Source organism: Lentzea nigeriaca (assembly GCF_016907955.1).
In the GTDB taxonomy this organism is placed as follows: Bacteria; Actinomycetota; Actinomycetes; order Mycobacteriales; family Pseudonocardiaceae; genus Lentzea; species Lentzea nigeriaca.
On sequence record NZ_JAFBCX010000003.1, the window covers coordinates 320,033 to 343,517 of the forward strand.

At 69.3% G+C, this 23,485-nt stretch carries 25 protein-coding genes and 1 pseudogene; 11 read left to right on the top strand and 15 right to left on the bottom strand.

What is annotated here, in order from left to right; genetic code table 11:
- The first annotated feature begins 3 nt into the window (after positions 1-3).
- The 3 genes from JOD27_RS12400 to JOD27_RS12410 are packed head-to-tail and all read left to right on the top strand — an operon-like array spanning position 4 to position 1,480.
- A complete protein-coding gene (locus JOD27_RS12400) occupies positions 4-438 on the top strand; it encodes a nuclear transport factor 2 family protein (protein WP_204762327.1) in 435 nt (144 codons plus the stop codon).
- Positions 435-980 (top strand): TetR/AcrR family transcriptional regulator, encoded by a 546-nt coding sequence (locus tag JOD27_RS12405; protein ID WP_204762328.1) that lies wholly within the window; start codon positions 435-437, stop codon positions 978-980. The genes JOD27_RS12400 and JOD27_RS12405 overlap by 4 nt, the downstream gene beginning before the upstream one ends.
- 14 nt (positions 981-994) lie before the next feature.
- Positions 995-1,480 carry a glutathione peroxidase gene (locus JOD27_RS12410; RefSeq protein ID WP_204762329.1) on the top strand — a complete coding sequence of 162 codons (486 nt, stop codon included), beginning with the start codon at positions 995-997 and terminating at the stop codon, positions 1,478-1,480.
- Between the two features lie 81 nt (positions 1,481-1,561).
- Here the strand turns inward: JOD27_RS12410 and JOD27_RS12415 are convergent, their stop codons facing one another.
- Positions 1,562-2,107, bottom strand: coding sequence for a CGNR zinc finger domain-containing protein (locus JOD27_RS12415; protein ID WP_204762330.1), 546 nt, complete (start codon positions 2,105-2,107; stop codon positions 1,562-1,564).
- Between the two features lie 84 nt (positions 2,108-2,191).
- Between JOD27_RS12415 and JOD27_RS12420 the strand changes: the two genes are divergently transcribed.
- The gene (locus JOD27_RS12420; protein WP_204762331.1) at positions 2,192-3,136 is read left to right on the top strand and encodes an EamA family transporter; all 945 of its coding nucleotides are present in this window, start codon (positions 2,192-2,194) and stop codon (positions 3,134-3,136) included.
- Positions 3,137-3,140: 4 nt separating this feature from the next.
- Here the strand turns inward: JOD27_RS12420 and JOD27_RS12425 are convergent, their stop codons facing one another.
- The 6 genes from JOD27_RS12425 to JOD27_RS12450 all read right to left on the bottom strand — a co-directional run bounded on the left by JOD27_RS12425 (position 3,141) and on the right by JOD27_RS12450 (position 8,409).
- Entirely contained in the window at positions 3,141-3,791 is a 651-nt protein-coding gene (locus tag JOD27_RS12425) for a response regulator (RefSeq protein ID WP_204762332.1), read from the bottom strand.
- Positions 3,788-4,909, bottom strand: coding sequence for a sensor histidine kinase (locus tag JOD27_RS12430; RefSeq protein WP_204762333.1), 1,122 nt, complete (start codon positions 4,907-4,909; stop codon positions 3,788-3,790). Before JOD27_RS12430 ends, JOD27_RS12425 begins: the two co-directional genes overlap by 4 nt.
- Positions 4,906-5,721: a CPBP family intramembrane glutamic endopeptidase gene (locus JOD27_RS12435; protein WP_204762334.1), complete on the bottom strand. Its 816-nt coding sequence runs from the start codon at positions 5,719-5,721 to the stop codon at positions 4,906-4,908. The genes JOD27_RS12430 and JOD27_RS12435 overlap by 4 nt, the downstream gene beginning before the upstream one ends.
- Positions 5,722-5,843: 122 nt before the next feature.
- A complete protein-coding gene (locus tag JOD27_RS12440; RefSeq protein ID WP_204762335.1) occupies positions 5,844-6,134 on the bottom strand; it encodes a hypothetical protein in 291 nt (96 codons plus the stop codon).
- A gap of 19 nt (positions 6,135-6,153) precedes the next feature.
- Complete coding sequence (locus JOD27_RS12445) at positions 6,154-7,176, bottom strand: LLM class flavin-dependent oxidoreductase (RefSeq protein ID WP_204762336.1); 1,023 nt, start codon at positions 7,174-7,176, stop codon at positions 6,154-6,156.
- A gap of 54 nt (positions 7,177-7,230) precedes the next feature.
- Positions 7,231-8,409, bottom strand: coding sequence for a helix-turn-helix domain-containing protein (locus JOD27_RS12450; RefSeq protein ID WP_307830128.1), 1,179 nt, complete (start codon positions 8,407-8,409; stop codon positions 7,231-7,233).
- A 108-nt stretch (positions 8,410-8,517) separates the two neighbouring features.
- Here JOD27_RS12450 and JOD27_RS12455 point away from each other — a divergent pair, with 108 nt between their 5' ends.
- Complete coding sequence (locus JOD27_RS12455) at positions 8,518-9,999, top strand: flavin-containing monooxygenase (protein ID WP_204762338.1); 1,482 nt, start codon at positions 8,518-8,520, stop codon at positions 9,997-9,999.
- A gap of 87 nt (positions 10,000-10,086) precedes the next feature.
- Here the strand turns inward: JOD27_RS12455 and JOD27_RS47380 are convergent.
- The 3 genes and pseudogenes from JOD27_RS47380 to JOD27_RS12465 all read right to left on the bottom strand — a co-directional run.
- Positions 10,087-10,233: pseudogene (locus JOD27_RS47380) on the bottom strand (IS30 family transposase); the annotation flags it as partial.
- A gap of 287 nt (positions 10,234-10,520) precedes the next feature.
- Positions 10,521-11,318, bottom strand: coding sequence for a phosphotransferase (locus JOD27_RS12460; RefSeq protein WP_204762339.1), 798 nt, complete (start codon positions 11,316-11,318; stop codon positions 10,521-10,523).
- A 112-nt stretch (positions 11,319-11,430) separates the two neighbouring features.
- Positions 11,431-11,739, bottom strand: a complete 309-nt coding sequence (locus JOD27_RS12465; protein ID WP_204762340.1) for an ArsR/SmtB family transcription factor — start codon at positions 11,737-11,739, stop codon at positions 11,431-11,433.
- Between the two features lie 82 nt (positions 11,740-11,821).
- Between JOD27_RS12465 and JOD27_RS12470 the strand changes: the two genes are divergently transcribed.
- Complete coding sequence (locus JOD27_RS12470; RefSeq protein ID WP_239566960.1) at positions 11,822-12,976, top strand: MFS transporter; 1,155 nt, start codon at positions 11,822-11,824, stop codon at positions 12,974-12,976.
- A 339-nt stretch (positions 12,977-13,315) separates the two neighbouring features.
- Here the strand turns inward: JOD27_RS12470 and JOD27_RS12475 are convergent, their stop codons facing one another.
- Together JOD27_RS12475 and JOD27_RS12480 are read right to left on the bottom strand one after the other, a co-directional pair.
- Positions 13,316-13,867 carry a DinB family protein gene (locus JOD27_RS12475; RefSeq protein ID WP_204762341.1) on the bottom strand — a complete coding sequence of 184 codons (552 nt, stop codon included), beginning with the start codon at positions 13,865-13,867 and terminating at the stop codon, positions 13,316-13,318.
- Between the two features lie 100 nt (positions 13,868-13,967).
- A complete protein-coding gene (locus tag JOD27_RS12480; protein ID WP_204762342.1) occupies positions 13,968-15,083 on the bottom strand; it encodes a Glu/Leu/Phe/Val family dehydrogenase in 1,116 nt (371 codons plus the stop codon).
- A gap of 113 nt (positions 15,084-15,196) precedes the next feature.
- Here JOD27_RS12480 and JOD27_RS12485 point away from each other — a divergent pair, with 113 nt between their 5' ends.
- Positions 15,197-15,661 carry an Lrp/AsnC family transcriptional regulator gene (locus JOD27_RS12485; RefSeq protein WP_204762343.1) on the top strand — a complete coding sequence of 155 codons (465 nt, stop codon included), beginning with the start codon at positions 15,197-15,199 and terminating at the stop codon, positions 15,659-15,661.
- A gap of 304 nt (positions 15,662-15,965) precedes the next feature.
- On the top strand, positions 15,966-16,181 hold the full coding sequence (locus JOD27_RS47135) for a Scr1 family TA system antitoxin-like transcriptional regulator (protein ID WP_504739937.1): 216 nt from the start codon (positions 15,966-15,968) through the stop codon (positions 16,179-16,181).
- A gap of 556 nt (positions 16,182-16,737) precedes the next feature.
- Here JOD27_RS47135 and JOD27_RS12490 read toward each other — a convergent pair.
- Complete coding sequence (locus JOD27_RS12490) at positions 16,738-17,826, bottom strand: RICIN domain-containing protein (RefSeq protein WP_204762344.1); 1,089 nt, start codon at positions 17,824-17,826, stop codon at positions 16,738-16,740.
- A gap of 197 nt (positions 17,827-18,023) precedes the next feature.
- A complete protein-coding gene (locus tag JOD27_RS12495) occupies positions 18,024-20,330 on the bottom strand; it encodes an ATP-binding protein (protein WP_204762345.1) in 2,307 nt (768 codons plus the stop codon).
- 123 nt (positions 20,331-20,453) lie between these two features.
- Here JOD27_RS12495 and JOD27_RS12500 point away from each other — a divergent pair, with 123 nt between their 5' ends.
- Together JOD27_RS12500 and JOD27_RS12505 are read left to right on the top strand one after the other, a co-directional pair.
- Entirely contained in the window at positions 20,454-20,627 is a 174-nt protein-coding gene (locus tag JOD27_RS12500) for a DUF5999 family protein (RefSeq protein ID WP_204762346.1), read from the top strand.
- 189 nt (positions 20,628-20,816) lie between these two features.
- On the top strand, positions 20,817-20,954 hold the full coding sequence (locus JOD27_RS12505) for a hypothetical protein (RefSeq protein WP_204762347.1): 138 nt from the start codon (positions 20,817-20,819) through the stop codon (positions 20,952-20,954).
- Positions 20,955-20,957: 3 nt separating this feature from the next.
- Here JOD27_RS12505 and JOD27_RS12510 read toward each other — a convergent pair whose 3' ends face one another.
- Positions 20,958-21,989: a LacI family DNA-binding transcriptional regulator gene (locus tag JOD27_RS12510; protein ID WP_204762348.1), complete on the bottom strand. Its 1,032-nt coding sequence runs from the start codon at positions 21,987-21,989 to the stop codon at positions 20,958-20,960.
- A 234-nt stretch (positions 21,990-22,223) separates the two neighbouring features.
- On the opposite strand from JOD27_RS12510, the gene JOD27_RS12515 reads away from it, so the two are divergent.
- Positions 22,224-23,477 carry an ABC transporter substrate-binding protein gene (locus JOD27_RS12515; RefSeq protein WP_204762349.1) on the top strand — a complete coding sequence of 418 codons (1,254 nt, stop codon included), beginning with the start codon at positions 22,224-22,226 and terminating at the stop codon, positions 23,475-23,477.
- The last annotated feature ends 8 nt before the right edge of the window (positions 23,478-23,485 follow it).

Below are 23,485 nucleotides of genomic sequence, written 5' to 3' on the forward strand. Positions count from 1 at the left end.
TCCATGACGATCCTGGCTGACGTGGCCGCCACCGACATCGGCGCGGTCGAGGAGTTCTGCGGCAAGTGGGAGAAGGCCTGGAACGCGCGCGATGCCGACGCCGTGGCGGCACTGTGCGCGGACGACCTGGTCTACGACGAACCGGCGCTGCGCGGCACCGCGCACGGCCGGGAAGCCATCCGCGAGTTCGTGGCCGAGATGGCGCGCAACTTCCCGGACTTCTCGTTCTCGCCGGTGGGCGTCTACGCCGAGACGACACGTCGTGCGGTGGTCGTGGCGTGGCAGTTCTCCGGCACGGTCGCCGGCACCGACCGGCGCGTCGAGTTCCACGGCGACGACCGCCTGGAGCTGGGCGAGGACGGCCTGGTCCACGCCTACCGCTGCCTGTACGACAACAAGTTCGTGGAGCGCCAGGTCCGCGGGACTGCCGGGCGGTGACCGAGGACGCACCCGTCCGCCTGCCCGCCGCCGCCCGCCGTGCCGGGATCCTCGACGCCGCCGAGCTCGAGTTCGCCCGGCACGGCCTGGCGGGCGGGAGGCTGGACGCCATCGCCGAGCGCGCCGGGATCTCGCACCCGCGCGTCGTCCAGATGTTCGGCTCCAAGAAGAAGTTGTTCCTCGAGGTCGTCGACATCGCCTACGGCAAGATCGAGACGGCGTTCGAGCGCGCGGAACCGACGTTGACCGCGCTGGGCGATGCCTACGTGCGACTGCTGCGACGGGAGAGCACCGTCGGAATGGTGGTGTTGCAGGGTTATGCGGCAGCAGGCGACGACGACGTCCGACAGGCCGTGCGGCGACGGCACCTGGACCTGATGAAGTCGATCGCCCGGTTGACCGGCGCGGATCCGTTGCAGGTGCGCACGTTCTTCGCCACCGGCCTGATCCAGACCGTCACCGGCGCGCTCGAACTGCCGGAACGTCGGGTGGACACCGCGTGGAGCGCGTGGCTGCTGCAGCTCGTCGACCCGCCGCGATGAACTACGTTGGGGTCATGGAGATCTTCGACATCCCGGTCAACACTCTCGCGGGCGAACCGGGCGACCTGGGCGCGTTGCGGGGCAAGGTACTGCTCGTCGTCAACGTCGCTTCGCGCTGCGGCCTCACCCCGCAGTACGCGGGCCTGGAGCGACTGCAGGAGAAGTACGGCGAGGACGGATTCTCGGTGATCGGCTTCCCGTGCAACCAGTTCGCCGGGCAGGAACCGGGGACCTCGGAGGAGATCGCCACGTTCTGCTCGACGACGTACGGGGTGTCGTTCCCCCTGTACGAGAAGGTCGAGGTCAACGGCTCCGGACGGCACGCCGTCTACGAGGAGCTGGTGAAGCAGCCCGACGCGGACGGCGTCGCCGGTGACGTGCAGTGGAACTTCGAGAAGTTCCTGGTGTCGCGGGACGGGCAGGTGCTGCACCGGTTCCGCCCGCGCACCGAGCCGGAGGACTCGGCGATCACCGACGCCATCGAGGCCGCTCTCCGTTAGTGCCGCGGCCGGCTTTCGCCCCGCGTTCGGCGTCAAGCCGGCCGCACCGCGGCACGAGCAACCGAGCTGGTGCCAGATGGTTCACCGGCGGCGCTCCCGGAACGCGATCATGTTCATCCGGTTGCCGCACCGCACGCTGCAGAACCGCTTGAGCCCGTTGCGGGACAGGTCGAGGAGGAGGCCGGCGCAGTCGTCGGCCTCGCAGACCCGCAGGCGGTCCATCTCGTTCATCCTGATCACGTCGATGAGCGCGAGCGCCGCCTCGACCCGCAGTCGCTCGGCGAGCGGCGAGCTGGGCTCGGTGGCGTGCATGTGCCAGTCGAGCGAGTCGTGCCGCACGAGGTACGGGAGCGCTTTGGCGTCGCGCAGCATCTTGTTGACGGCTTCCGCGGCGTCGTCACGGTCGAGGGTCCACACGTGCCGGAGCAGCGCGCGCGTGCGTTGGACATCGCGCAGTTCCGCCTCGTCGTGGTCGATGCGGCCCGAGAACGGATACCGGTCCAGCAGGGCCGCGAGCTGGTCGATCGTGGCCAGTTCGTCCGTGCCGCTGCGGGACGCGGACGGGTCGGTGTTGCACAGGACGACGACGAAGACGAGTGCATCCTCCGTGTCAGGGGCAAAACGCAAATTGACTCCTTACCGACACCGGCCTAGCGTCAGGGGCGTAACCCAGGTTAGACCATGACAGAGGGCCGGACGGGGAGGCAGGACATGGGGATTCCGTCGAAGTCCACGGGCCTGATCGCGGCAGCGGTCTCGTTCATCTCGTTCGGCACGTCCGGGGCGTTCGTCAAACCGCTCCTGGAGGCGGGCTGGTCGCCGACCGCCGCCGTGACGGCCCGCGCGCTCACGGCCGGGCTCGTGCTCCTGCCGTTCGTCGTGGCCTCGCTGCGCGGCCGGTGGGACCTGCTGCTGAGAGCCAGATGGCCCGTGCTCGGCATGGGGCTGGTCGGCGTGGCGGTCACCCAGGTCCTCTACTTCGCCGCCATCCAGCGCATCCCGGTGGCGACCGCGCTGCTCATCGAGTTCCTGGCGCCGATCATCCTGGTCGGGTTCACCTGGGCGGTCAGCAGGCGCACGCCCGCGCCCGTCGTCCTGCTCGGCTCCGTGCTCGCGGTCGGTGGTCTGGTGCTCGTGATCGGCCCCGGCGCGATCCACGCCGTGGACCCGATCGGCTTGGCGGCGGCGTTCGGTGCCGCCCTCGGGTGCGCCGGCTACTTCGTGATCGCGGCGCGGCCCAACGAGGGGTTGCCGCCCGTCGCGCTCGCCGGGACGGGACTGCTGCTCGCCGCACCCGTTCTCGCGCTCATCGGGGCGACCGGGTTGCTGCCGTTCACCGCGACGTTCGGCGACGTGCCGCTGCTGGGCACCACCACGGCCTGGTGGGTGCCGCTGCTCGTCGTCGCGGTCGTCGGCACGGCGCTCGCCTACGCGTCCGGCATCACGGCCTCCGGAATCCTCGGGTCGCGGCTCGCGTCCTTCATCGCCCTGCTGGAGGTCGTCTCCGCGTCTCTGTTCGCCTGGCTCCTGCTGGGTGAGGAGCTCTCCGCGCCGCAGCTGGCCGGCGGACTGCTGATCCTCGGCGGCATCGCCTCGGTGCGCGCCGAGCGGCCGAAGGTGGAACCAGCGCCGATCCCCGGCCTGGTACAGCACTGACGGCTCAGGCCACCAGGCCGTGCCGGAAGGCGTAGACGACGGCCTGCACGCGGTCACGCAGGTCGAGCTTGGTCAGAATGCGCGAGACGTACGTCTTGACGGTCTCGTGGCTGATCACCAGTGCCGCGGCGATCTCGCCGTTCGACAGGCCTTCCGCGATGAGACGCAGCACCTCGAGTTCCCGCGCGGTCAGCGGAACGTCGTCCGGTGCACCTCCGGCGGGCCTGATCCGCTCGGCGTACCTGCCTACGAGCTGCCTGGTCACCTCCGGCGCGAGCAATGCCGCGCCCGAGGCGACCGTGCGGATCCCGTGCAACAGCTGGGCGGGCGGGGCGTCCTTGAGCAGGAACCCGCTGGCTCCCGCGCGCAACGCCTCGTACACGTACTCGTCGAGGTTGAACGTCGTCACGACGAGCACCTTCGCGGGATGCGCGACACCGGTTCCCGCGAGCAGGCGGGTCGCCTCGATGCCGTCGAGCACCGGCATGCGGACGTCCATCACCACCACGTCCGGGCTCAGCTGCCCGGCGAGATCGACCGCGGCCCGCCCGTCAGCGCACTCGCCGACCACCTCGAGGTCTGGCTGGGCGTCGATGATCGTCGCGAAGCCGGTGCGGATCAACGCCTGGTCGTCGCAGACCAGCACCCGGATCATGAGCGAGCCTCCACCGGAATGCGGGCGCGCACGACGAAGCCGTCGTCGAGCCTGCGCGCGCTGAACTCGCCGCCGAGCGCCCCGACCCGGTCGCGCAGACCGGCGAGACCCCGTCCGCCGCCGCCAGGTGACGCGCTGGACGAAGCCGCGCCGTCGGTTCCGACTTCCACCACGATCTCGCTTCCGCCGTAGCGCACGTGCACCCTGGTGCGACTGCCGTGCGCGTGTTTGAGGGCGTTCGTCAACGCCTCCTGCACCACCCGGTACGCCACCACCTTCGCGCTGCCCGCCGTAGGCGCGCCCTCCTGCGTGAACTCCACCGGCTGCCCGGCCCGCCTGGTCTGCTCGACGAGCTCACCGACGGACTGCGTGTGCGGATCGCCGTCGTGGTCAGGGTTCAGCAGGTCCAGGAGGTGCCGCAGGTCGGCGATGGACCTGCGGCCGGTGTCGGTGATCGCGGTCAACGCCTGGTCGAGCCGCTCGGGAGCGGCGGTCAGGTACCGCGCCGCCTCGGCCTGCACGACCATCGCCGTCACGTGGTGGGTCACGACATCATGCAGTTCACGGGCGATGCGCGTGCGTTCGGCCAGACGGGTCGCCTCGGCCACGTGGCGACGCCGCTCCTCCTCCGCGACCCTGGACACCCGCAGCCACGCCCCGATCGCCCACGCGGCGGCCAGCGCCAGGTAGAACGTCACGAACCCCGCCACGCCCTCGCCCGAGCCCTGCCGGTCGAGCCCAATGGCCAGCGGCACGTACGCCGCGGACCCCAGCACGGCGGTGGTGCGCCGGTAGTGGTCCAGATGCAGTCCCGTGCTGAGCAACGCGATGGGCAGCGCGGTACCCGCGACAGCGTGGTAACCGAGGAGCTGATCGGCCGCGAACCCGGCGGACACCAGCGCGAGACAGACGATCGGCCACCGCCTCCGCACGATCAGCGGCAGGCATTCCAGCGCGATGACGGCGGCGGCGAGCGCGTCCAGCGGCCGGCTCGGCAGGTCGCCCAGCTGCGTTCCCCGGTTGTGCAGCGCCGGTATCAGCGAGGCCAGCGCGAGTGCCACCGCGATCGGAGCGTCCCGGACCGTGACGTCCGAGCGGCGCCACAGTTGCCTGATCACCCGGCGAGCGTAGCCGCGGGAACCCGGCGCACGATGTTGCCCCGCTTCCACGCCAGCCGCAGGAACACCGCCGTCACCACCACTCCTCCCAGCACCGAGTAGGCGCTCGCCTCCGGGCCGAACTCCCCACCGCTGAGCAGCAACGGGCCGGACGTCACGCCGTCCAGCAGGCCCTGCGGTGCTTCCGTTCCCGACACGCTCGTGCCGAAGATGGCGCCCTGGGCGAAGTTCCAGCCGAAGTGCACGCCGATGGGCACCCACAGAGTGCGCGTGGCGGCGTAGGCGGCGGCCAGCATGAAACCACCCGCGATGGCGATCGCGGTCGCCGTCCACAACGTGGCGTGCGGGTTGAACAGGTGTGCCGCACCGAACAGCACCCCGCTGAGCACAAGGGAAGTCCAGGTGCCGAAGCGTTGCTCGACGATGCGGAACAGGATGCCGCGGAAGATCAGCTCCTCCACCACGACGGCCGCGGCCGTGAAGCCGATCATCGCGACCGGACCCGCCACCGAACCCAGGCCGCGCACCTCGTAACCGCCCAGCAGAGCGATGTTCAGGATGACCGCGCCGAACATGCCGAACCCGATGAGCAGTCCTCGTCCGAACGCGGGGCCCGCTCCCTTGGTGGCCACCTCGATCGGCGCCCGGCGTTCGGTCCGCCGCACCACCCGCGCGTACACGAACAGCGAAAGCGCCGCGGTCGCCAGACCGAACACCAGGGTGAGGGGCACGTTCCACCGCACCGCGCCGACGAGTGCACTGCCGCCGAACGCGACCAGCCCGACCGCTACGAGCTGCACCAACAGTCGCATGACCAATTCCTTCGTGAGACGTCCGCGGCCATCGCGCCGCCGGTACCGCGAACGCTAGGGATTCGGCCGTGCGGAATCGTCACCGCGCAGTGGACATCTCGGTGTAGCTCGCTCGGGGGACATCACCCTTCCAGATACGCGTCGTGCTCCGCGTAGTGGATGACGGCGGCGCACTTGTCGTCGGAGGTCGCCGTCCGCCCCGGCCGCCATTCGTGCCACGCCTCGAGCACGTCGTAGACCAGGTCGACCTCCAGGAGGTAGGTCATCCCGGCTGCCAGCGCCGCGTGCATCTCGGGGCTGTCCTCCACGACCGCGACCGCCGCGGACGCACTGGTCCACGGCGGCGCGGCGTAGATGGTCGAGTCGTCGTCCAGCTCGTTGAGGCGGTCGGGCAGGTCCCGCAGTGAGGCCATCGCTCGACGTTAGCGCAGCTCAGCGCCAGCCGAGAGCCGGCGCCACGTGCACGAGGATGTTCTCGACGACGTGTGCGCAGTACTCGACGCCGAGCTGGTTCGGCACGGTGAGCAGCAGCGTGTCGGCCTCGGCGATCGCCTCGTCCCCGGCGAGCTGCTCGATCAGCACGTCGGGCTCGGCGGCGTAGGAACGTCCGAAGATCGCCCTGTTCGGCCCGTCGATGTAGCCGATCTGGTCGCGGCTCTCGCCGTCGTCGCCGAAGTACGCGTGGTCGAGGTCGGTGGTGAGCGCGAAGATGCTGCGCGACACCGAGACGCGCGGCTCCTGCTGCCGGCCGGCCTCGGTCCAGGCCTTGCGGAACGCCCGGATCTGGTCGGCCTGCTGCACGTGGAACGGCGCGCCGCCCTCGTCGAACTTCAGGGTCGAGCTCATCAGGTTCATGCCCTGCTCGGCCGCCCACACGGCGGTGCCGTTGGACCCGGCGCCCCACCAGATCCGCTCGCGCAGGCCTGGCGAGTGCGGTTCGAGCCGCAGCAGGCCGGGCGGGTTCGGGAACATCGGCCGCGGGTTGGGCTGCGCGAAACCCTCGCCCTCCAGCACCTTCAGGAACACCTCGGCGTGCCGGCGGGCCATGTCGGCCTCGGTCTCGCCCTCGGCGGGCTGGTAGCCGAAGTGCCGCCACCCGTCGACGACCTGCTCGGGTGATCCCCGGGAGATGCCGAGCTGCAGCCTGCCGCCTGCGATGAGGTCGGCGGCACCGGCGTCCTCCGCCATGTACAGCGGGTTCTCGTACCGCATGTCGATCACGCCGGTGCCGATCTCGATGCGCTCGGTCTTGGCGCCGATCGCCGCGAGCAACGGGAACGGCGACCCGAGCTGCCGCGCGAAGTGGTGCACCCGGAAGTAGGCGCCGTCGGCGCCCAGCTCCTCCACGGCCACCGCGAGGTCGATCGACTGCAGCAACGTGTCCGACGCGGACCTCGTCTGCGAGTGCGGGCTGTCCGACCAGTGGCCGAACGACAGGAACCCGATCTTCTTCATATCGCGCGCCCACTTCCGTCGCTTAGTTGACCTGTCAACCTTACCTGAACGGAATCACTGCGCGCGCCACCGGTGCACCTCCAACGCCACCCCGACGTGCACCAAGTTGTGCTCCAACGGCCGCGGCAGCAGCGTCGACGCGCGGGCCAACCGCCGCAGCAGCGTGTTGCGATGCGTATAGAGCCGTGCCGCCGCCGTCGTCGCGTTGCAGTTCGCGGCGATGAACGCCCGCACGGCTTCGATGACCTCCGGGTCGGCGGTGGCGAGGGAGCCGAGGGTGCGTCGCACGAACCGATCGGCCCGCTCGGCGTCCGTGGTGAGCAGCGCGACCAGCTCGACCTCCTCGTGGGTCGCGAGCTGTTGCGGTGAGGCGAGGCTGGCGAGCATGCGCTGGACCGTGAGCGCGTCGAGGTGGCTGCGCCGGAACCCGTCCGCGCCGAGCCCGCTCGATCCCAGCGCCACGTGCACGGCCGGGAACCGCGCGACGCCCCCGCGCAGCACGGCGTCGTCCGGTGCGCCGTGCACCCACACCCATCGGGTGGCGGCGCTGGCTAGCACGGTCAGCGGACGCGGCTCCCCGGCGGCCGCGGCGAGCAGGTCCGCCACGCGGTCGAGGTCGCCCAGGGCGTCGTCGCTCCACACGATGGCCGCCGTGTGCTCGCCCGAGAGCCGGTAGCCGAGGCGTTGTTCCGCGCGGGAGACGGTGATCGGTGCGCCGTCGAGCAGCAGCGTCACCGTTTCCAGGCGTTCGGCGTGCGTGCCGCGCGTGAGCTGTTCGCGCTCGCGGGTCATCTGCACCGAGATCGCGGCCACCGTGTCGTCGACGAACGCCTCGATCGACCGGCACGACACCTCGACCAGCTCGCGCAGCTCCTCGGGGTCGGAGGTCAGCGAGAACGCGATCCGCAGCCACAGCCGCACCGCGACGCCCTGCCCTGAGCGGTAGGCGTCGAGCGCCGACTCGTCGAGACCGCGGCGGATCAGGTCACGCGCGAACGCCAGCGGTGCCTCGCCCAGGTCGGCGGGCACGCGCTCCCCCGGCGCCCGGATGTTGGCCGACGCCCAGCCCAGCAGGTTCGACCGGTTCGTGCGCTTCAAGGCCGCGGTGAGCACGGGATCCTCGGCGACCTGCCTGCGGTTGGCGCCCGACAAGGTCGCCGTGTCCAGCTCGGCCAGCCACTCGGCCGGCGGGTCGAGCGCGATCTCCGCACCGCGCCGGATGAGCTCGCGCACGCGGGGTGACGGTCGCTCCCACGACATGGTGCACATTGCACCACAAGAGGGGTGAACAGTTGCACTTCGTGCTTTCGTGACCGGCGTCACCCCGGCCACCATGAAGGCATGGCTGACCTCGACGTTGTCATCGTCGGAGCCGGGATCTCCGGCCTCGGCGCCGCGTACTACCTGCAGCGCGAGCACCCGCGGAAGAAGTACGCGATCCTCGAGGCGCGCGGGGCGATCGGCGGCACCTGGGACCTGTTCCGCTACCCCGGCATCCGGTCCGACTCCGACCTCCACACGTTCGGCTACGAGTTCAAGCCGTGGCGCGACGAGGACTCGATCGCCGGGGCGGACAAGATCCTCGCCTACCTGCGCGAGACGGCGTCCGAGCACGGCATCGACCAGGCTGTCCGGTTCCACACGAAGGTGATCGCCGCCGAGTGGTCGTCGGCGGACGCGCACTGGACGGTCGAGGTCGAGAGGAACGGCGAACGCGAGACGCTGACGTGCTCGTGGCTGTTCTGCGCCGGTGGCTACTACCGCTACGACGAGGGGTTCACGCCGCACTTCGAAGGCAGGGAACGCTTCCGCGGTCAGATCGTCCACCCGCAGCACTGGCCGGAGGACCTCGACTACGCGGGCAAGCGGGTCCTCGTGATCGGCAGCGGCGCGACGGCGGTGACGATCGTGCCCGCCATGGCTCCCACCGCGAGCCATGTGACGATGCTGCAGCGCACCCCGTCGTACATCCTGCCCGTGCCCGCCCAGGATCCGATCGGCAACCTGCTGCGCAAGGTGCTGAGCGAGGACCGCGCGTTCGCGCTGACCCGGCGCAAGAACATCCTGCAGCAGCAACTGACCTGGCGGTTCGCCCAGCGGTTCCCGAAGGCGGCACGACGGCTGATCCGGCGGTTCAACGCCAAGCTGCTGCCGGAGGGCTATCCGGTCGACGAACACTTCAACCCGCCGTACAACCCCTGGGACCAACGACTCTGCATCGTCCCGGACGGCGACCTGTTCACGGCGATCCGCAGCGGCAAAGCCTCCGTCGTGACGGACCGGATCACGACCTTCACCGAGACCGGCGTGCGGCTGGAATCCGGCCGCACCCTGGAAGCGGACATCATCATCACCGCGACTGGACTCAACGTCCAGGCGTTCGGCGGCATGGCGCTCACCGTCGACGGCGAGCCGGTGAACCTCCCGGACACGTTGGCGTACAAGGGGATGATGCTGTCCGGCGTGCCGAACTTCGCCTACGCCATCGGGTACACGAACTCGTCGTGGACGCTCAAGATCGGCCTGCTGTGCGAGCACTTCTGCCGGCTGCTCGCACACATGGACGCGCACGGCTACGACACCGCCCGGCCCGTGATCACCGATCCCGGCGCGCCGACGCGCCCGTTCATCGACTTCGGCGCGGGCTACATCAAGCGCGTCGTGGACCAGCTGCCACGGCAGGGCGAACGGGCGCCGTGGCTCACGTCGATGAGCTACACCAGCGACGTGAAGCTGTTGCGCCGCCTGCCCGTCGAGGACGACGAGCTGCGGTTCTCCCGCAGCCGGGCCGCTGTCACGCCGTCCCGATCGCCGGGTCGCTGACGCCGGGAGCGCCGGTCTCGACGTGACCGGCGAACCGCCGCGGGTAGCCACTGTCCTCAGTGGACACGACCGACACGTCGTACCACTGACGATGGTGGTCACACCCGTGTTGTAGTCGATCAAGCGCCCATCGTCGTGCAGCCGCGCGTTACCGATCTTGCGGATGCCGTGGTCCCGGTCCCTGGCAGTGCGTTCATGAACCCCGGCCTGCGCCGCGGCATCCCGCCGACACACCCCGGCCGCACGAAGCCTGTCGTACTCCGCCCGACCAGGATGCCCAGCCGTCCTGGTCTTCCCACGACCACGGATACCGGCCTTGCGCGCCCACCCGGCCGCCGTCGCACGGTTCACTCCGACCGCTCGTGCAGCACCCGAGATGCTGCCGTTCTCCCGGTCCAGAGCCTCGAGCAACCTCGCCCTATCCAGAAACCACGATCCCAGCAACTCCCTGAAATCCAGGGTGTTGCGGGGATCGCTATAACCCTCCGTTGCTTGACCAGGGCTCTCGTGCGCGTCAGGTTTCAGCGGTTGCTGACCCTGTACTCGAACCAGCGACGCGCCCCTTCCGTGGCGTCGGTCGCGGCGAACTTCCGTTCCCAAAGTCGCACGAGCGACGCGGTGTACGCCGTGATCCCGTCTGGGTCCGCTGTGCGGAATCCGTCGAGTTGCGTGGCCCATGCCTCAGCTTCCAGCGGTCGATGTCCCGCAGCGATGAGCCGAACCGCGACCTGCGCTGCGTCAATCCACGGAGCGCCGGACCGCCACCACGCCCAATCCACGACGCGTGCGGTGTCCGAGATGAGGAAGTTGAATGGGTTCAGGTCGGAGTGGATCAGGGTCGCACCGTCCATATAGGCCGGAGCCCGACGCGCCCACTCCGCGATCGTTGCCGCGTTCTCGCGGGACCACGCATGTGCGGCCACGGGAAGTTCCATGCTCAACTCGCGGTCGAGAGCGGTCGCCCATTGCTTCGCCATCTCACGCTTGGCTGAGGACGTAGGCGGCGCATCCGTTGTACTGATCACTCGTACAGCGTCAGCGACCATCGGCAGATGAGGAGAGTCGGGAGAGAAATTGGCATGCTGCCCAGACACGTGCTCGAACCCGAGCAGCAGCCAACCCTCCTCTTCGATCTGCCAGAGCAACCGCGGCGCCATGCCTTCGGGCAGGAAGGGGTTCACGGCCGCTTCGTTGCGGTGCATAAATGACTGAGGATCGTCCGCCTTGACCCCCTTGCAGAAGAACCGGCCATCCGCAGCCACGAGCGAAACGGCGATCTCGGAGTTACGGCCAGCCGGAGCCTCCTCCGTACTGATCACGCGACCTACTTCCTTCTCAACTGCGTTCACGAGTGCCGGAGGTAGCACGGCCCAGTCAAGGCGGTTAATCGTCAGTCTCCTAGTTCACTGCCGGACGAACTCGGGGTGACCCTTAACTCTCGGCGGACAAGATCGCGTTCAGCAGCCCCGGATAGCGCGCGTCCAGGTCGTCCCGCCGGATCGTCGCGATGCGGGCCGTGCCCTCCTTGCGCAGCCGGATCACCCCGGCCTCCCGGAGCGTCCGCAGGTGGTGGGTGCGGGTGGACTTGGTCACCGGCAGCTCGATCGCGCCGCAGGCCACCCCGGTGCCGATCCGGTCCATCTCCCGGACGTAGTGCAGTCGCACCGGGTCGGCGAGGGCGTGCAGCACGGCCTCGATCCGGATCTCGGCGCGGTCGGGGTGCGGCAGGTCCTCGCTCATGACGGCAATAGTACGATAACCATCGTAGTTCGACGAGTTTCGTAGTACGGTGTGCGTCGTACTAGCCGTCGAAGGGGTCACCTTGTCTCGCATCCACCTGCTCGCCGCCGGAGCGTTCGCGGTCGGCACGAGCGGCTACATCGTCACCGGAGTCCTTCCGGCCGTGAGCCGCGAGCTGCACGTCTCCCCCGCCGCCGCGGGCCAGCTCGTCACCGCGTTCGCCATCGCCTACGCGATCACCTCGCCCGTGCTCGCGGTGCTCACCGGACGGTGGGAACGCCGGAAACTCCTGATCACAGCACTGATAACGAGTGCGGTCGGCAACGCGCTGGCCGCTGTCGCGCCGACGTTCGAGCTGCTGCTCGGCGCCCGCGTGATCAGCGCGCTCGGCGCCGCCGCGTTCACCCCGGTCGCCACCGCGGTCGCGACCGTCCTCGCCCCGCCGGACCACCGCGGCCGTGCCGTCGCGACGGTGTTCGGCGGCCTCACCTTCGCCCTGATCCTCGGCGTGCCGCTGGGCAACGTCGTCGGCGAGCAGCTCGGCTACCAGGGCGTGTTCGCCTCGGTCGCGGTCGTCTCACTGCTCGGCGCTCTGGCGATCCAGCTCGGCGTCCCGCGAGTCGCCGCGCCTCCGTTCGCCGGCCTGCGCGAACGGTTCGCCGCCGCGCGTGACCGCCGTGTGCTGCTGGTGCTCGGCATGACCGTGCTGGGCTGTCTCTCGGCGTTCAGTGTGTTCACCTACATCGCGCCGATCCTGACGTCGCTCGCGAACGTGCACGGCTGGACGATCAGCGTGTTGCTGCTCGTCTACGGCGTGGGCGGCGCGATCGGCAACTCGGTCGGCGGCCGGGTCACCGACCGCTGGGGCAGCCGCGTCCCGTTGCTCGTGATCTTCACGGTCTTCGTGGCCGTCCTGGCGACGTTGCCGCTCACCGCGACGACGGCGGCGACCGCGGGCGTGGTGCTGTTCGTGTGGGGCCTGTTCACGTGGTCGGTGAACCCGCCGATCCAGAACTGGCTGATCGAGCTCGCACCCGGCGAGTCGAGCGGACTTCTGTTGTCCGTCAACGCATCCGCGATCTACCTCGGCGTGGGCCTGTCTGGCGTGTTCGGCGGCCTGGTGGTGAGCAACGTCGGGCTGCTCGCACTGCCCCCGATCGCCGCGCTGGTGGCGCTGGGAGCACTCGGCCTGCTCGTCGCGCAGCCGAAGCCCGCGCTGGCGACTCAGGCGGCGTGATCATCGCGAACGGATCCTCTGGCCGCGCGGGCCAGAGGATCCGTGCCGGTCGGGAGCGGTAGGACCAGACCCCGGCGAAGCCGAAGCCGATGATGTCGGCCCTGCCGTCGCCCGTGGTGTCGGACAGGAACCGCGGATGCTTCTCCACCCGCCAACCACCAGCGTCATACGGAAGTTGTCGACGACGAGCTGCGGTGCGTCGAACCGGCCGGTCTCGCGGGCACGAGATGCCGAGGATGCCGTGGCAGGATCCCTCGCGCCGACGTGCCGGTGGCCTGCCCCCTTCACGACGCGATGCGGTGGGCCACAACATCGTGCGGCGGCAATGCTGTCTTCGCTTCACATGCCGATTGCTCCGTCGATGCGCTCGCGGAGCAGGTCTGCGTGGCCGTTGTGGCGGGCGTATTCCTCGATCATGTGGATGAGGACCCAGCGCAGCGACACTGTCCCACGCCAGGAGTCGTCACCCTCGACGTCGAGGTCGGGGGCCTCGGAGACGAACTGTTCGGCGAAGGCCACCTCGGTCCGCCAAGCCTCCCACGCCGCCGCGATGGCGCTGGGATCGTCTGTGGCACCGTCGAAGTCCCCGTCGGGATCGGCCGTCGAGGAGAAGAGGGCTGGAAGGTCCTGCCCGGCCAGGACCCGCCGGAACCAGCGGCGTTCCACATCGGCGAGGTGTCGGACCAGGCCGAGCAGCGAGAGCGTGGACGGCTTCACGGATCGCAGGGACAGCTCCGGGCCCAGGCCGGCGCACTTCAGCCGCAGCGTGGCACGTTGGGCGCACAGGACGTCGACGAGCATGCGCCGTTCGTCGCCGGTCGTCGGTCCGGTGAACCGGCGAACACCGTCCGCGCCGCCGAACAGTTCGCCTCTTCTGGTGGGATCGGTCATGTCCACCCTTCAGGTCTCGCCGGTGTGATCGTCGCGATGACCGCACCGCATCTTGGAGCCGTCGCCATCACGTCCGGTCGGCGCCTGGGGCACCTGGTGTTCAGCGGTCGGCGTCCAGCAGCGCCATGTTCTCGCCGTCGCCGGGCACAGCCGCCCGCAGCGGTGGTGTGGGTGAGTTCGCCCCGTCCGAGGCGGCACGCAGGCGGCGCATCGCCAGCTCGCCGGCCGCCTGCGCCGGGGTCTGGCCGCACCGTTGCGCGGTGTCCAGCAGGTCGTCGACAGTGTCCTCGATGGCGCGGACCCGTGCGTGGGCTTCGTCGGCACTGACGTGGTGGAGCTCGGTGCTGATGGCGTTGATGACTCCTCCTGCGCTCGCGACGTAGTCGGGCACCCAGATGATGCCGCGGTGGTGCAGCAGGTCTGCGACATCGGGAGTGGCGAGCTGGTTGTTCGCCGGTCCGACCACGGTGCGGCAGCGCAGCTCCGCCACTGTCTGCCTGGTCAGGACGGAGCCAAGGGCCGCGGGGACCAGGATGTCAACGTTCGCGGCGAGGATCTCGTCGGGCGACCGCCAGACAGCGTTGAGCTCGTCGGCGGTGCTGCGTTTGTCCGGATCGATGTCGGTGACCGTCAGGGCGGCGCCCTCTGCGGCGAGGAGGCGGGCGAGGTGAGCGCCGACGCGACCCAGACCGACCACGGCGAGACTGCGGTCGGCCAGACTCGCGGTGCCGTACAGCCGTCGGCTGACGGCCCGCAGCGCGGCGAGCGTCCCCTGCGCGGTGTGCGGCGAGGAGTCGCCGCTGCCGCCCAGACGCGCCGGCCGACAGAACACATGGGGAGTGGTTTCCCCGATCAGTGCCATGTCGTCAGGGCCGGTCCCGACATCCGGTCCGGTGGCGTACGCCCCGCCAAGCGAGTCGATGACATCTGCCACGTCACGCAGCACGTCGCGACGTCGGCCGGCATCGAGTTTGATCCCCTCCGGCAGGACCACGACGGTCTTCCCGCCCCCGCTGGGCAGCCCGGCCACGGCGAATTTGGAGGTCATCGCGGCCGACAGGCGAAGGGCGTCGGTGAGGCCGTCCCGCCAGTCGGGGTAGTGCCAGAGCCGGAGGCCGCCGGCTGCCGGACCGAGTGCCGTGGAGTGAACAGCCACGATCACCGCAAGCCGCGAGCGCCGGCCGGTGTGGATCGCGACCTGCTCATGATCGAGCATGTACCCGCCGTCCCTTCATATGTTCGGCTTCGACAGGTGCATGCTGCACGAACAAATCACTGAATGCGGCCATGGCCGAACGATTGAGTGAAAATTCGGTACAGTTGTCGACCATGGACGAACTTGATTCGGAGATTGTCCGGCTTCTCCAGACAGATGCTCGGCAGTCCAACCGCGAACTCGCCCGCCAGCTCGGCATCGCCCCCTCGACCTGCCTGGAGCGGGTTCGGGCGCTCCACCGCCGGGGCGTCATCCGTGGCTACCACGCCGACATCGACCCTGTGGCCCTCAATCGCGGCGTTCAGGCGCTCGTGTCAGTACAGGTACGACCCCTCAGTCGCGCCGTCATCGACGCCTTCAAGGGCTTCGCCAGCGGCCTGCCGGAAGTCCTCCACGTGTTCGTGCTCTCCGGAGGCGACGACTTCCTCCTTCACGTCGCGGTGCAGGATCTCGACCACCTGCACGCCTTCCTGACCGACCGGCTCAGCAAGCGCGGTGAAGTCACCGGCTTCCGCACCTCGGTCATTTTTCAGCAGGTGAGCAGCACCACCCCCGCACGCCTTCCCGCACCCGACTGATGCTGTAACCGCACAGGATCGGCCATTGTCGAGCTGTGGCCCCGGCGAGTTCATCTCACGGCCGCCGGCGATCGTGGTCATCGGCGGGCTCGTCAGCTCGACGCTGCTCACATGCTTGACCATGACGGAACCTGCATGGATGTGTCGCGGCGCATGACGGCGTCATCGAACAGGGCGGGCATATGAAGCAGGCGGGCATGCAGGCTATTTATTCCTGAGTCCGCCATCAGGCAAGTTGTCGGCGGTCCACGGACGTTGACCGCGCAGTTGCTCTGTCGCACACGACGTGGCTTCCTGCCCCGTCGTGGGGTTTCCGTTCGCGGGGTTGTCGTTCCCGCATCGGCAGCACGATGACGTCGCGTACGTGGGCACATTCCTCACAAGCGGATACATCGAAGATCAGCACAACCGCGAACGTTGCGTTCAGCGCTTCGCAGCCCTGCAACAGATGGCACTGAGTCCGGCCAACTCTTTGGAGTTGATCGCAGAGGCGGCGAGCAACCTATGGCCTGCCGCATGAGCATCGCGCCCCCTGCGGTAGGTGCGAGCGACCTGCACGCCTAGGTAGTCGCAGCAGGGCGAGCTACACCACGTGCGGCCCACATGCCTGGCAGGTCCTTCCTGGCCGCTCCCCGGCATGGATTCCTCCACCTCGAAAGTGCCAGGTCATCAGGCCAGTGGAGCGTCGCGGCTCAGTTGTGCTCCGTTGAGTCGGGCAGGGGGCTGGGCGATCTGGTGCTCGTCTCCGAAAGCCCGGATGGCCGCGCTCTCATGCACGTCCGCTGCCGAGATGGCGGTAGAGAAATGCCGACGCAAACGTTCGCTGATCACCCCAACTGCTGCCAACCGTGCAGTTGGCAGCCATGAGAGCGCGACCTTCATGATCGAAGCGCGGCTGCCGCCGGCCACATCGCAAGAAATAGCTGCGACACGCTACCAGTGAGCCCCTGTCCACCCTTTGACGCCCTCCTACCTGGGCAGGAGGGCGTCAGAGTCACGAACGGCAGATGACGGTGGGGCACCGAATGAGGCAAACCCTGAGGTGGATCAGGTCCCCTTCATCGCCCTTGGCCGGGTCATGGCCTCCACTGCTGGTTGGCCTGGCCCGAGCACGACCACAGCACCAGCTGCGTGCCGTTGGCGGTACCGGCGCCGTTTGCGTCGAGACACAAGCCGGACAGCGCGCTGGTGATCGTGCCGTTGGCGTTCACGTTCCACTGCTGGTTCGCACCGCCGGTGCAGTCCCAGATCACCGCCTTGGTGCCGTTGGTGGTGCCCCAGCCGTAGGCGTCCAGGCACTTCGAGCCGTAGACCACCAGCTGCTTCGACGACGTCTGGACCCAGTTCTGGTTGGATCCGCCGTGGCAGTCCCACAGCTGGACCTGGGTGCCGTTGGCCGAGCTCCCGCCCGCGACGTCGGCACAGCGGCCCGACTGCACGCCGACGATCTGCCTGCCCGTGCTGTCGCCGATGCTGCCCGGCACGCCCCGCAGCGCGGCGTACCAGGTCGCGGCCATCTTGTCGTAGCCGGTGGCGGTCGGGTGGACGCCGTCGATCAGGTCGGCGGTGGTGATGGCCGAGTGCATGTCGACCAGGTGCACGCGCTTGCCCGCGTTCCTCTTGCTCTGCACCATTCCCGGGATCGTCGCGTTGTACGCCTGCCCGGCCTGCTCCTGCCCCGCGTTGCTCATCGGGATGATCGTCGCGACGAACACGTCGGCGTTGGGCGAGGTCGCGGTGATGCGGTCGACCAAAGCCGACAGGCGTGCGGGCGCGTTGGCCACGTCGAAGTTCTGCAGCACGTCGTTGGTGCCGATGTGCAGCAGCACCGTGCGCGGGTCGGTGTTGCGGAGCCAGCTGACGATGTTCGCGTCGATCTGGTCGATGCGCCAGCCCGGATGGCCCTCGTGGTCGTGGTCACCGAGCGAGCCAGGGCCGTTGAACTGCGAGCCGACGAAGTCGACGCGGTAGTTCGCCGCACCGAGGCGCTGCCACAGCCCGATGCGGTAGCCGCCGGGCACCTGCGTGCCCTCGGTGATCGAGTCGCCGAGCGGCATCACCCGTGTTCCGCCGTTGGACTCCGCGACCGCCGGCGTGGCTGGCAGCAGCGCGGCGGTGAGCAAAGCGGCGGCGCAGACGATGAGCCGCCGTAGTCCTGCCTGCATCATGTTCTCCCTGTCGCAGTCCATGTTGCGTTAGCGCTAACACTGGATAACGCGAAGGAGTCACGTCAATACGCCTCGCCACTTGAGACGGGCTCACCGACCGCCGGGATTCCTGATGTGAACCAACAGAACTCGCCGGTAACGCGTATTGGCGTCTCAGCCGGTACGGCTTCTGTTAGCGCTCACATGAGGCTCGCTCACCTCTGCTGCGACACCCAGGTCGCGACCTGCACCCTCGACCTGAACCCGAGCTTGACGAGGATGTGCTCGGTGTGGGTCTCCGCGGTCCGCACCGAGATCACCAACCGGTCCGCGATCTCCCGGCTGGTCAGCCCTTCCGCGATGAGCTCGGCGATCTCCCGCTCTCGCCGGGTCAGCACGGCGGGCGGCGCCTCCGGCTCGGCGGCCGGCGGCTCCTCGTGCAGCGAGAACGCGACGGTCTCGTCCACGTCCATCGCCCGCCCGCGCCCGAACGCCTCGTCGAACCCCTTGGCGCCCAGTCGTTCCCGCGCGACGCGTTCGGTTTCCTCGTGGTAGGGGTAGAGGTGCTGGTAGGTCCGCAGCGGTCGGCCCATGATCTCCCAGATGCGGTCCGCGGCGCCCAGCAGCGTCGCCGCGGTCTCCGCGTGACCCAGCGCGGACTCGACCCACGACAGCGACTCGACCGACCAGCCGATTCCGGTGAGGTCGCGGATGTCGCGGCGCAGCCCGATGCTCTCGCGGTACAGCGCGGCTGCCCGGTCGTGGTCGCCCTGCGCCATCGCGAAGATCCCCATGCTCCACAGCGCGTACGAGCGGTGGAAGCACTCGCCCGCCGGCTCGGTGATCCGCAGCCATTCCTTGTGGCAGGCGGTGGCACGGGCGACGTCGCCAGCGAGTCCGACCGCGCTCGAGTAGCTCAGCATCAGGTCGAGGCGGCGCGTGACGTCCACCCCCGGTGGCAACACGGCGATGCCGCGCTCGAAGACGGCGATCGCGGCCGGGAGGTCACCGCTGTACAGGTCGACGCTGCCCTCCACCCAGCAGGCGAAGGCCGTGATGGTCGGGTCGTCCACGACCTCCTCGATGACCCTGGCGTCGGCCAGCCGCTGCAGGCACACGTCGAACTGGCCGTCCGCCGACGCCAGGCTGCCGTCGGTGAGCAGGGCCCTGGCTCGCAACGCGGACGGCGGGCACGGGCGGTCGAGGGCACGGGACAACCACAGCCGACCCTCCCTGGCCCAGCCGCGCCCCCACCAGTAGAAGTGGAACAGCCCGGACAGCATCCGGAACGCGCCGTCCAGCTCCCCCGGCTGTTTCAGGCAGTAGTCCACGGCCGCCTGGACGTTGGCGTGCTCGCGGTCGAGCCGGGCGAACCACTCCACCTGCCGGGAACTCACCCAGTCGGCGTTGGCCCGCTCGATCAGCCCGAGGTGGAAGTCGCGATGCCTGCGCAAGAGGTCGTCGTACTCGCCGGTGTCCTTGAGCCGCTCGACGCCGAACTCGCGGATGGTCTCCAGCATCCGGTAGCGCATCACGTCGGCGTGCTGTTCGGCGGCCAGGATCGACTTGTCCAGCAGCGACGCCAGGGTGCTCAGCACGTCCTCGGCAGCGAGCCCGCCGCCGGAGCACACGTCCTCCACGGCGTCGAGCTCGAACCCGCCCGCGAACACGGACAGCCGCGCCCACAGCAGCCTCTCCCGATCCGAGCACAGGCCGTGGCTCCACTCGATGCACGACCGCAGCGTCTGCTGCCGGGTGGGGACGTGCGGGCGCGGCGCCGTGAACAGCTGGGGCTGGTCCATCAGCCGGGCGAGGATGTCCTTCTCCGACAGCGCGCGCACCCGTGCCGCGGCCAGCTCGATCGCGAGCGGGAGGCCGTCCAGGCGATGACAGATCTCGGCCACCACGCTGCCGTTGGCGGCGTTCACGGTGAACCCGAGCCGCACGGACGCCGCGCGTTCCGCGAACAGCGTCACCGCCTCGGAACCGCTCAGTTCCTGTTCGGCGAGCGGCCCGTCCTCGGCCGGCAGCGTCAGCGGCGGCACGGGCATGACGGCCTCGCCCACGATGCCCAGGCACTCCCGGCTCGTCGACAGGATCCGCAGCTCGTGGCAGCTCTGCAGCAGCGTCTGGGACAGCTCGGCGACCGCGTCGACGAGGTGCTCGGAGTTGTCGAGCACCAGCAGCAGCCGACGGGACGCCAGGTAGTCGACCAGCATCTCGAGCGACGTCCTGCCCGCCTCGCGCATGCCCACGGCCAGCGCCACCGCGTTGGCCACGAGCTCGGCGTCGCGTAGCTCGTCGAGCTCGACCAGCACCACCCCGTCGGGGAACGCCCTGCGCACGGCCCGGCACACCTCCAGGGCGAGGCGGGTCTTGCCGACTCCGCCCGGTCCTGTCAGAGTTACCAAGCGTGACGTCTGCAGCAGGCTTCTGACCTCGTCCACCTCGCGCCTGCGCCCGACGAAGCTGCTCAGCTCCAGAGGTAGACCTGTCGTTCTCCTCCGGACGACCGTGCCCATACCGACGAACGGTAGTGCGGTCCCCGCGGGCCCGCAGGAAAGAACACGCAACAATTCGGAATCCGTAGGCTTCTACGTACTCCTCCCGATGTGGCCGCGCCGCGTGCCGAGCACGCTTTCTGCATGTGCCAGCATGAGCCGAAGTGCCCCGCCGCAGCGGAACCGCGCGGCCAGCGGGCAGAGATCGTCGTCTCCCACCCCGAGCAGGGCTGGTACCTGCTCTGCAACGGGATCGTCCTGTTCGACGACGGGGGCCTGATGATGCCCGACCACAGCGTCATCGCTCCCGCCGCCTGATCTCGTTCGGGGGCGGCCTGAGTCCCGTCGGTTGCCCTCAAACGTGCCCGGTGGTTCCCCGACGTCGGTGTCGACTCCCCCCTCTCGACACCGACGCGCACCGGGCGGACGGGGTGGACGGCCTGCTCGCCGCAGCGCGCCTCTGCGGTCGGGTCGTCCGCCCCGTGATCCCACTACCGGAGAACCGCCATGACCATCGATTCACCACCGCAGCCGTGCCCGCGGTGCCTGCGGCCGACGGTGCTCGTGACGAACCGCCGCGGCCGCGAGTGGCTGCACGTCGGCACCTGGCTGGCCCGGTGCGGCCAGGTCGTGCGGGCCGGCTGACCCTCAGGATCCGCAGGAGTCCCTGACGACCAACCTGGTCGGCAGGATCACCGGGTCCTCACGGCAGCCGCCGGTGATCATCGCCATGATCGCCTTGGCCGCCGCCACGCCGAACCCCGGCTTGTCCTGCGCCACCGTCGTGAGCGCCGGATCGACCACGGACGCGATCTCGATGTCGTCGAACCCGACGATCGCCAGGTCGGCCGGCACGCGCAGTCCCGCGGCGCGGGCGGCACGCAGTGCGCCGACCGCCATCTCGTCGCTCGCCGCGAACACGGCCGTGGGCGGCTCGTCGAGCGCCAGAAGTCGTTGCATGGCAAGTGTTCCGCTCGTGCGGTAGAAGTCACCGGCGACGACGTACTGGGCACGCGATGGCAGACCGGCTTCCTCCAACGCCTTGCGGTAGCCCGAGACACGGGCTTCGGAGGGCTGGTTGCCCGGTGGGCCGGTGATCATGGCGATCCGGGTGTGGCCGAGTCCTGCCAGGTGGCCGGCGGCCTCGCGGGCGCCGCCCTCGTTGTCCGAGGTCACGTAGGTGGCTTTGGGGCCGTCGACGGCGACGTCCAGCGCGACGCACGGCACGCCCGACTGCGCGAACGCCTCGAACGCCTCCGCGTCCGAGCCGCTGTCGATCAGGACCAGCCCGCCGAGGTGGTGCCGGCGGGTCATGTTCACGTAGCCCACCGGATCCGCGAGCGAGGCGCCGACCTCGCGGGCGTCGCCGCTCGTCGCGAGCATCAGCAGGTGGTAGCCGTGCGCGCTGAGCGCGGATTTCAGCCCGATGAGCAGGTCCTGCAGGTACGGGTGCCGCCAGCCGGGCCTGCGGTGGTCGGTGTCCCAGACCAGTCCGATCATCGTGGACTGCTTCGTCGACAACGCCCGCGCGGACTCGTTGGGCTGGTAGCCCAGCTCCCGCGCGACCCGCAGCACCCGTTCCCGCGTTTCCTCGTTGACCGTTTCCGGCTGGTTGAAGACGCGCGACACCGTTGCCACGGACACGCCACAGAGCTGGGCGATCTCTCGCCCGGTCGCCATCGGACCCTCCGTTTCACCGTAAGCGGTTACATCACCGTACGAGCAGCAGTTGCCCTAGTCAAACGCGCGCAGCAGACAACGCCTTTATCGTTTTGTTACTTGACGGGCGTCGCGTAACCCGGTTGTCATAGGCACCACACATCACCGGCTGTCGATTCGTCCTGACGCCGGTTCACCCGCCCCACGAACACCTTTCTCTGCTTCAGCGCGCCCAGAAAACGACGGAGGCCTGGAATGCGCCCCAAAGCACTTGCCATCGGCTGCGCCGCGCTGGCGACAGCCGTGGTGCTCAGCGGTTGCGGCAGCGGCACCACGTCCGGCGGCAAGACCAAGCTGACCATCGGGCTGTTCGGCAACTTCGGTTACGCCGAGCTGCTCAAGGAGTACGCGAGCACACATCCGGACGTCGAGATCACCGACCGCACCGCGTCCTACTCCGACCACCACAAGAACCTCGCCGCCCACCTCGCCACCAACAACGGCGCGGCGGACATCGAGGCGGTCGACACCGGGTACATCAACCAGTTCAAGGCCACACCGGACAAGTTCGTCGACTTCAACACCAAGGGCGGTGACCAGCTCGAGGACCGCTGGCTGCCGTGGAAGTGGGAGGCCTCGCTCAGCAAGGACGGCAAGCAGATCGGCTACGGCACCGACATCGGCGGCCTGGCCATCTGCTACCGCCGCGACCTGCTGCAGAAGGCCGGACTGCCCGCGGACCGCGACCAGGTCGCGGCCCTGTGGCCGACCTGGCAGGACTTCATCGCCGCGGGCAAGCGGTTCCAGACCAACGCCCCCGAGGGCGTGAAGTGGTTCGACGGCGGCCCGACCGTGCTCAACGCGATCGTCGGCCAGGCTTCCGTCGGCTACTACGACAAGTCCGACAAGATCACCGTGGGCGACAACAAGGAGATCAAGGCGGGCTGGGACCTCGTGGTCGACGGCGTGCAGGCCGGTCTGTCGGCGAAGCTGCTGTACTCCACGCCGGTCTGGAACACCGGCTTCAAGCAGGGCCAGTTCGCGACGGTGACCTGCCCGGCCTGGCAGATGGCCAAGATCAAGGACCAGGCGCCGGACGCCGCCGGCAAGTGGGACGTGACGTCCGTGCCGGGCGGTGGCGGCAACTGGGGCGGCTCGTACCTGACGGTTCCCAAGCAGGGCAAGAACGTCGACAAGGCCGTGGAGCTCGCCGCGTGGCTGACCGCTCCCGAGCAGCAGGCCAGGGTGTTCACCACCTCCGGGCTCCTGCCGTCGACGCCGAAGCTCTACGACGACCCGGCGATCGTGGGCTACAAGAACCCGTTCTTCAACGACGCTCCCGTGGGCAAGCTGTTCACCGACGCCGCGAAGAAGCTGCAGCCGCAGTACCAGGGGCCGAAGGCCGGTGACATCCAGACCGCGATCGGCAACGCGATGCAGCGCGTCGAGCAGGGCAAGCAGAACGGCGAGGAATCGTGGCGCCAGTTCGTAGCCGATGTCCAGAAGTGACGGACGTC

Excerpts from the sequence above, each read along its gene's own strand:
- JOD27_RS12515 (WP_204762349.1), top strand. The coding sequence starts at position 22,224 with ATGCGCCCCAAAGCACTTGCCATCGGCTGCGCCGCGCTGGCGACAGCC.
- JOD27_RS12425 (WP_204762332.1), bottom strand. The coding sequence starts at position 3,791 with ATGATCCGGGTGCTGGTCTGCGACGACCAGGCGTTGATCCGCACCGGC.
- JOD27_RS12485 (WP_204762343.1), top strand. The coding sequence starts at position 15,197 with ATGGACGAACTTGATTCGGAGATTGTCCGGCTTCTCCAGACAGATGCT.
- JOD27_RS12410 (WP_204762329.1), top strand. The coding sequence starts at position 995 with ATGGAGATCTTCGACATCCCGGTCAACACTCTCGCGGGCGAACCGGGC.
- JOD27_RS12490 (WP_204762344.1), bottom strand. The coding sequence starts at position 17,826 with ATGCAGGCAGGACTACGGCGGCTCATCGTCTGCGCCGCCGCTTTGCTC.
- JOD27_RS12510 (WP_204762348.1), bottom strand. The coding sequence starts at position 21,989 with ATGGCGACCGGGCGAGAGATCGCCCAGCTCTGTGGCGTGTCCGTGGCA.
- JOD27_RS12435 (WP_204762334.1), bottom strand. The coding sequence starts at position 5,721 with ATGCGACTGTTGGTGCAGCTCGTAGCGGTCGGGCTGGTCGCGTTCGGC.
- JOD27_RS12455 (WP_204762338.1), top strand. The coding sequence starts at position 8,518 with ATGGCTGACCTCGACGTTGTCATCGTCGGAGCCGGGATCTCCGGCCTC.
- JOD27_RS12465 (WP_204762340.1), bottom strand. The coding sequence starts at position 11,739 with ATGAGCGAGGACCTGCCGCACCCCGACCGCGCCGAGATCCGGATCGAG.
- JOD27_RS12500 (WP_204762346.1), top strand. The coding sequence starts at position 20,454 with ATGTGCCAGCATGAGCCGAAGTGCCCCGCCGCAGCGGAACCGCGCGGC.
- JOD27_RS12480 (WP_204762342.1), bottom strand. The coding sequence starts at position 15,083 with ATGCTCGATCATGAGCAGGTCGCGATCCACACCGGCCGGCGCTCGCGG.
- JOD27_RS12420 (WP_204762331.1), top strand. The coding sequence starts at position 2,192 with ATGGGGATTCCGTCGAAGTCCACGGGCCTGATCGCGGCAGCGGTCTCG.
- JOD27_RS12495 (WP_204762345.1), bottom strand. The coding sequence starts at position 20,330 with ATGGGCACGGTCGTCCGGAGGAGAACGACAGGTCTACCTCTGGAGCTG.
- JOD27_RS12475 (WP_204762341.1), bottom strand. The coding sequence starts at position 13,867 with ATGACCGATCCCACCAGAAGAGGCGAACTGTTCGGCGGCGCGGACGGT.
- JOD27_RS12445 (WP_204762336.1), bottom strand. The coding sequence starts at position 7,176 with ATGAAGAAGATCGGGTTCCTGTCGTTCGGCCACTGGTCGGACAGCCCG.
- JOD27_RS12400 (WP_204762327.1), top strand. The coding sequence starts at position 4 with ATGACGATCCTGGCTGACGTGGCCGCCACCGACATCGGCGCGGTCGAG.
- JOD27_RS12440 (WP_204762335.1), bottom strand. The coding sequence starts at position 6,134 with ATGGCCTCACTGCGGGACCTGCCCGACCGCCTCAACGAGCTGGACGAC.
- JOD27_RS12505 (WP_204762347.1), top strand. The coding sequence starts at position 20,817 with ATGACCATCGATTCACCACCGCAGCCGTGCCCGCGGTGCCTGCGGCCG.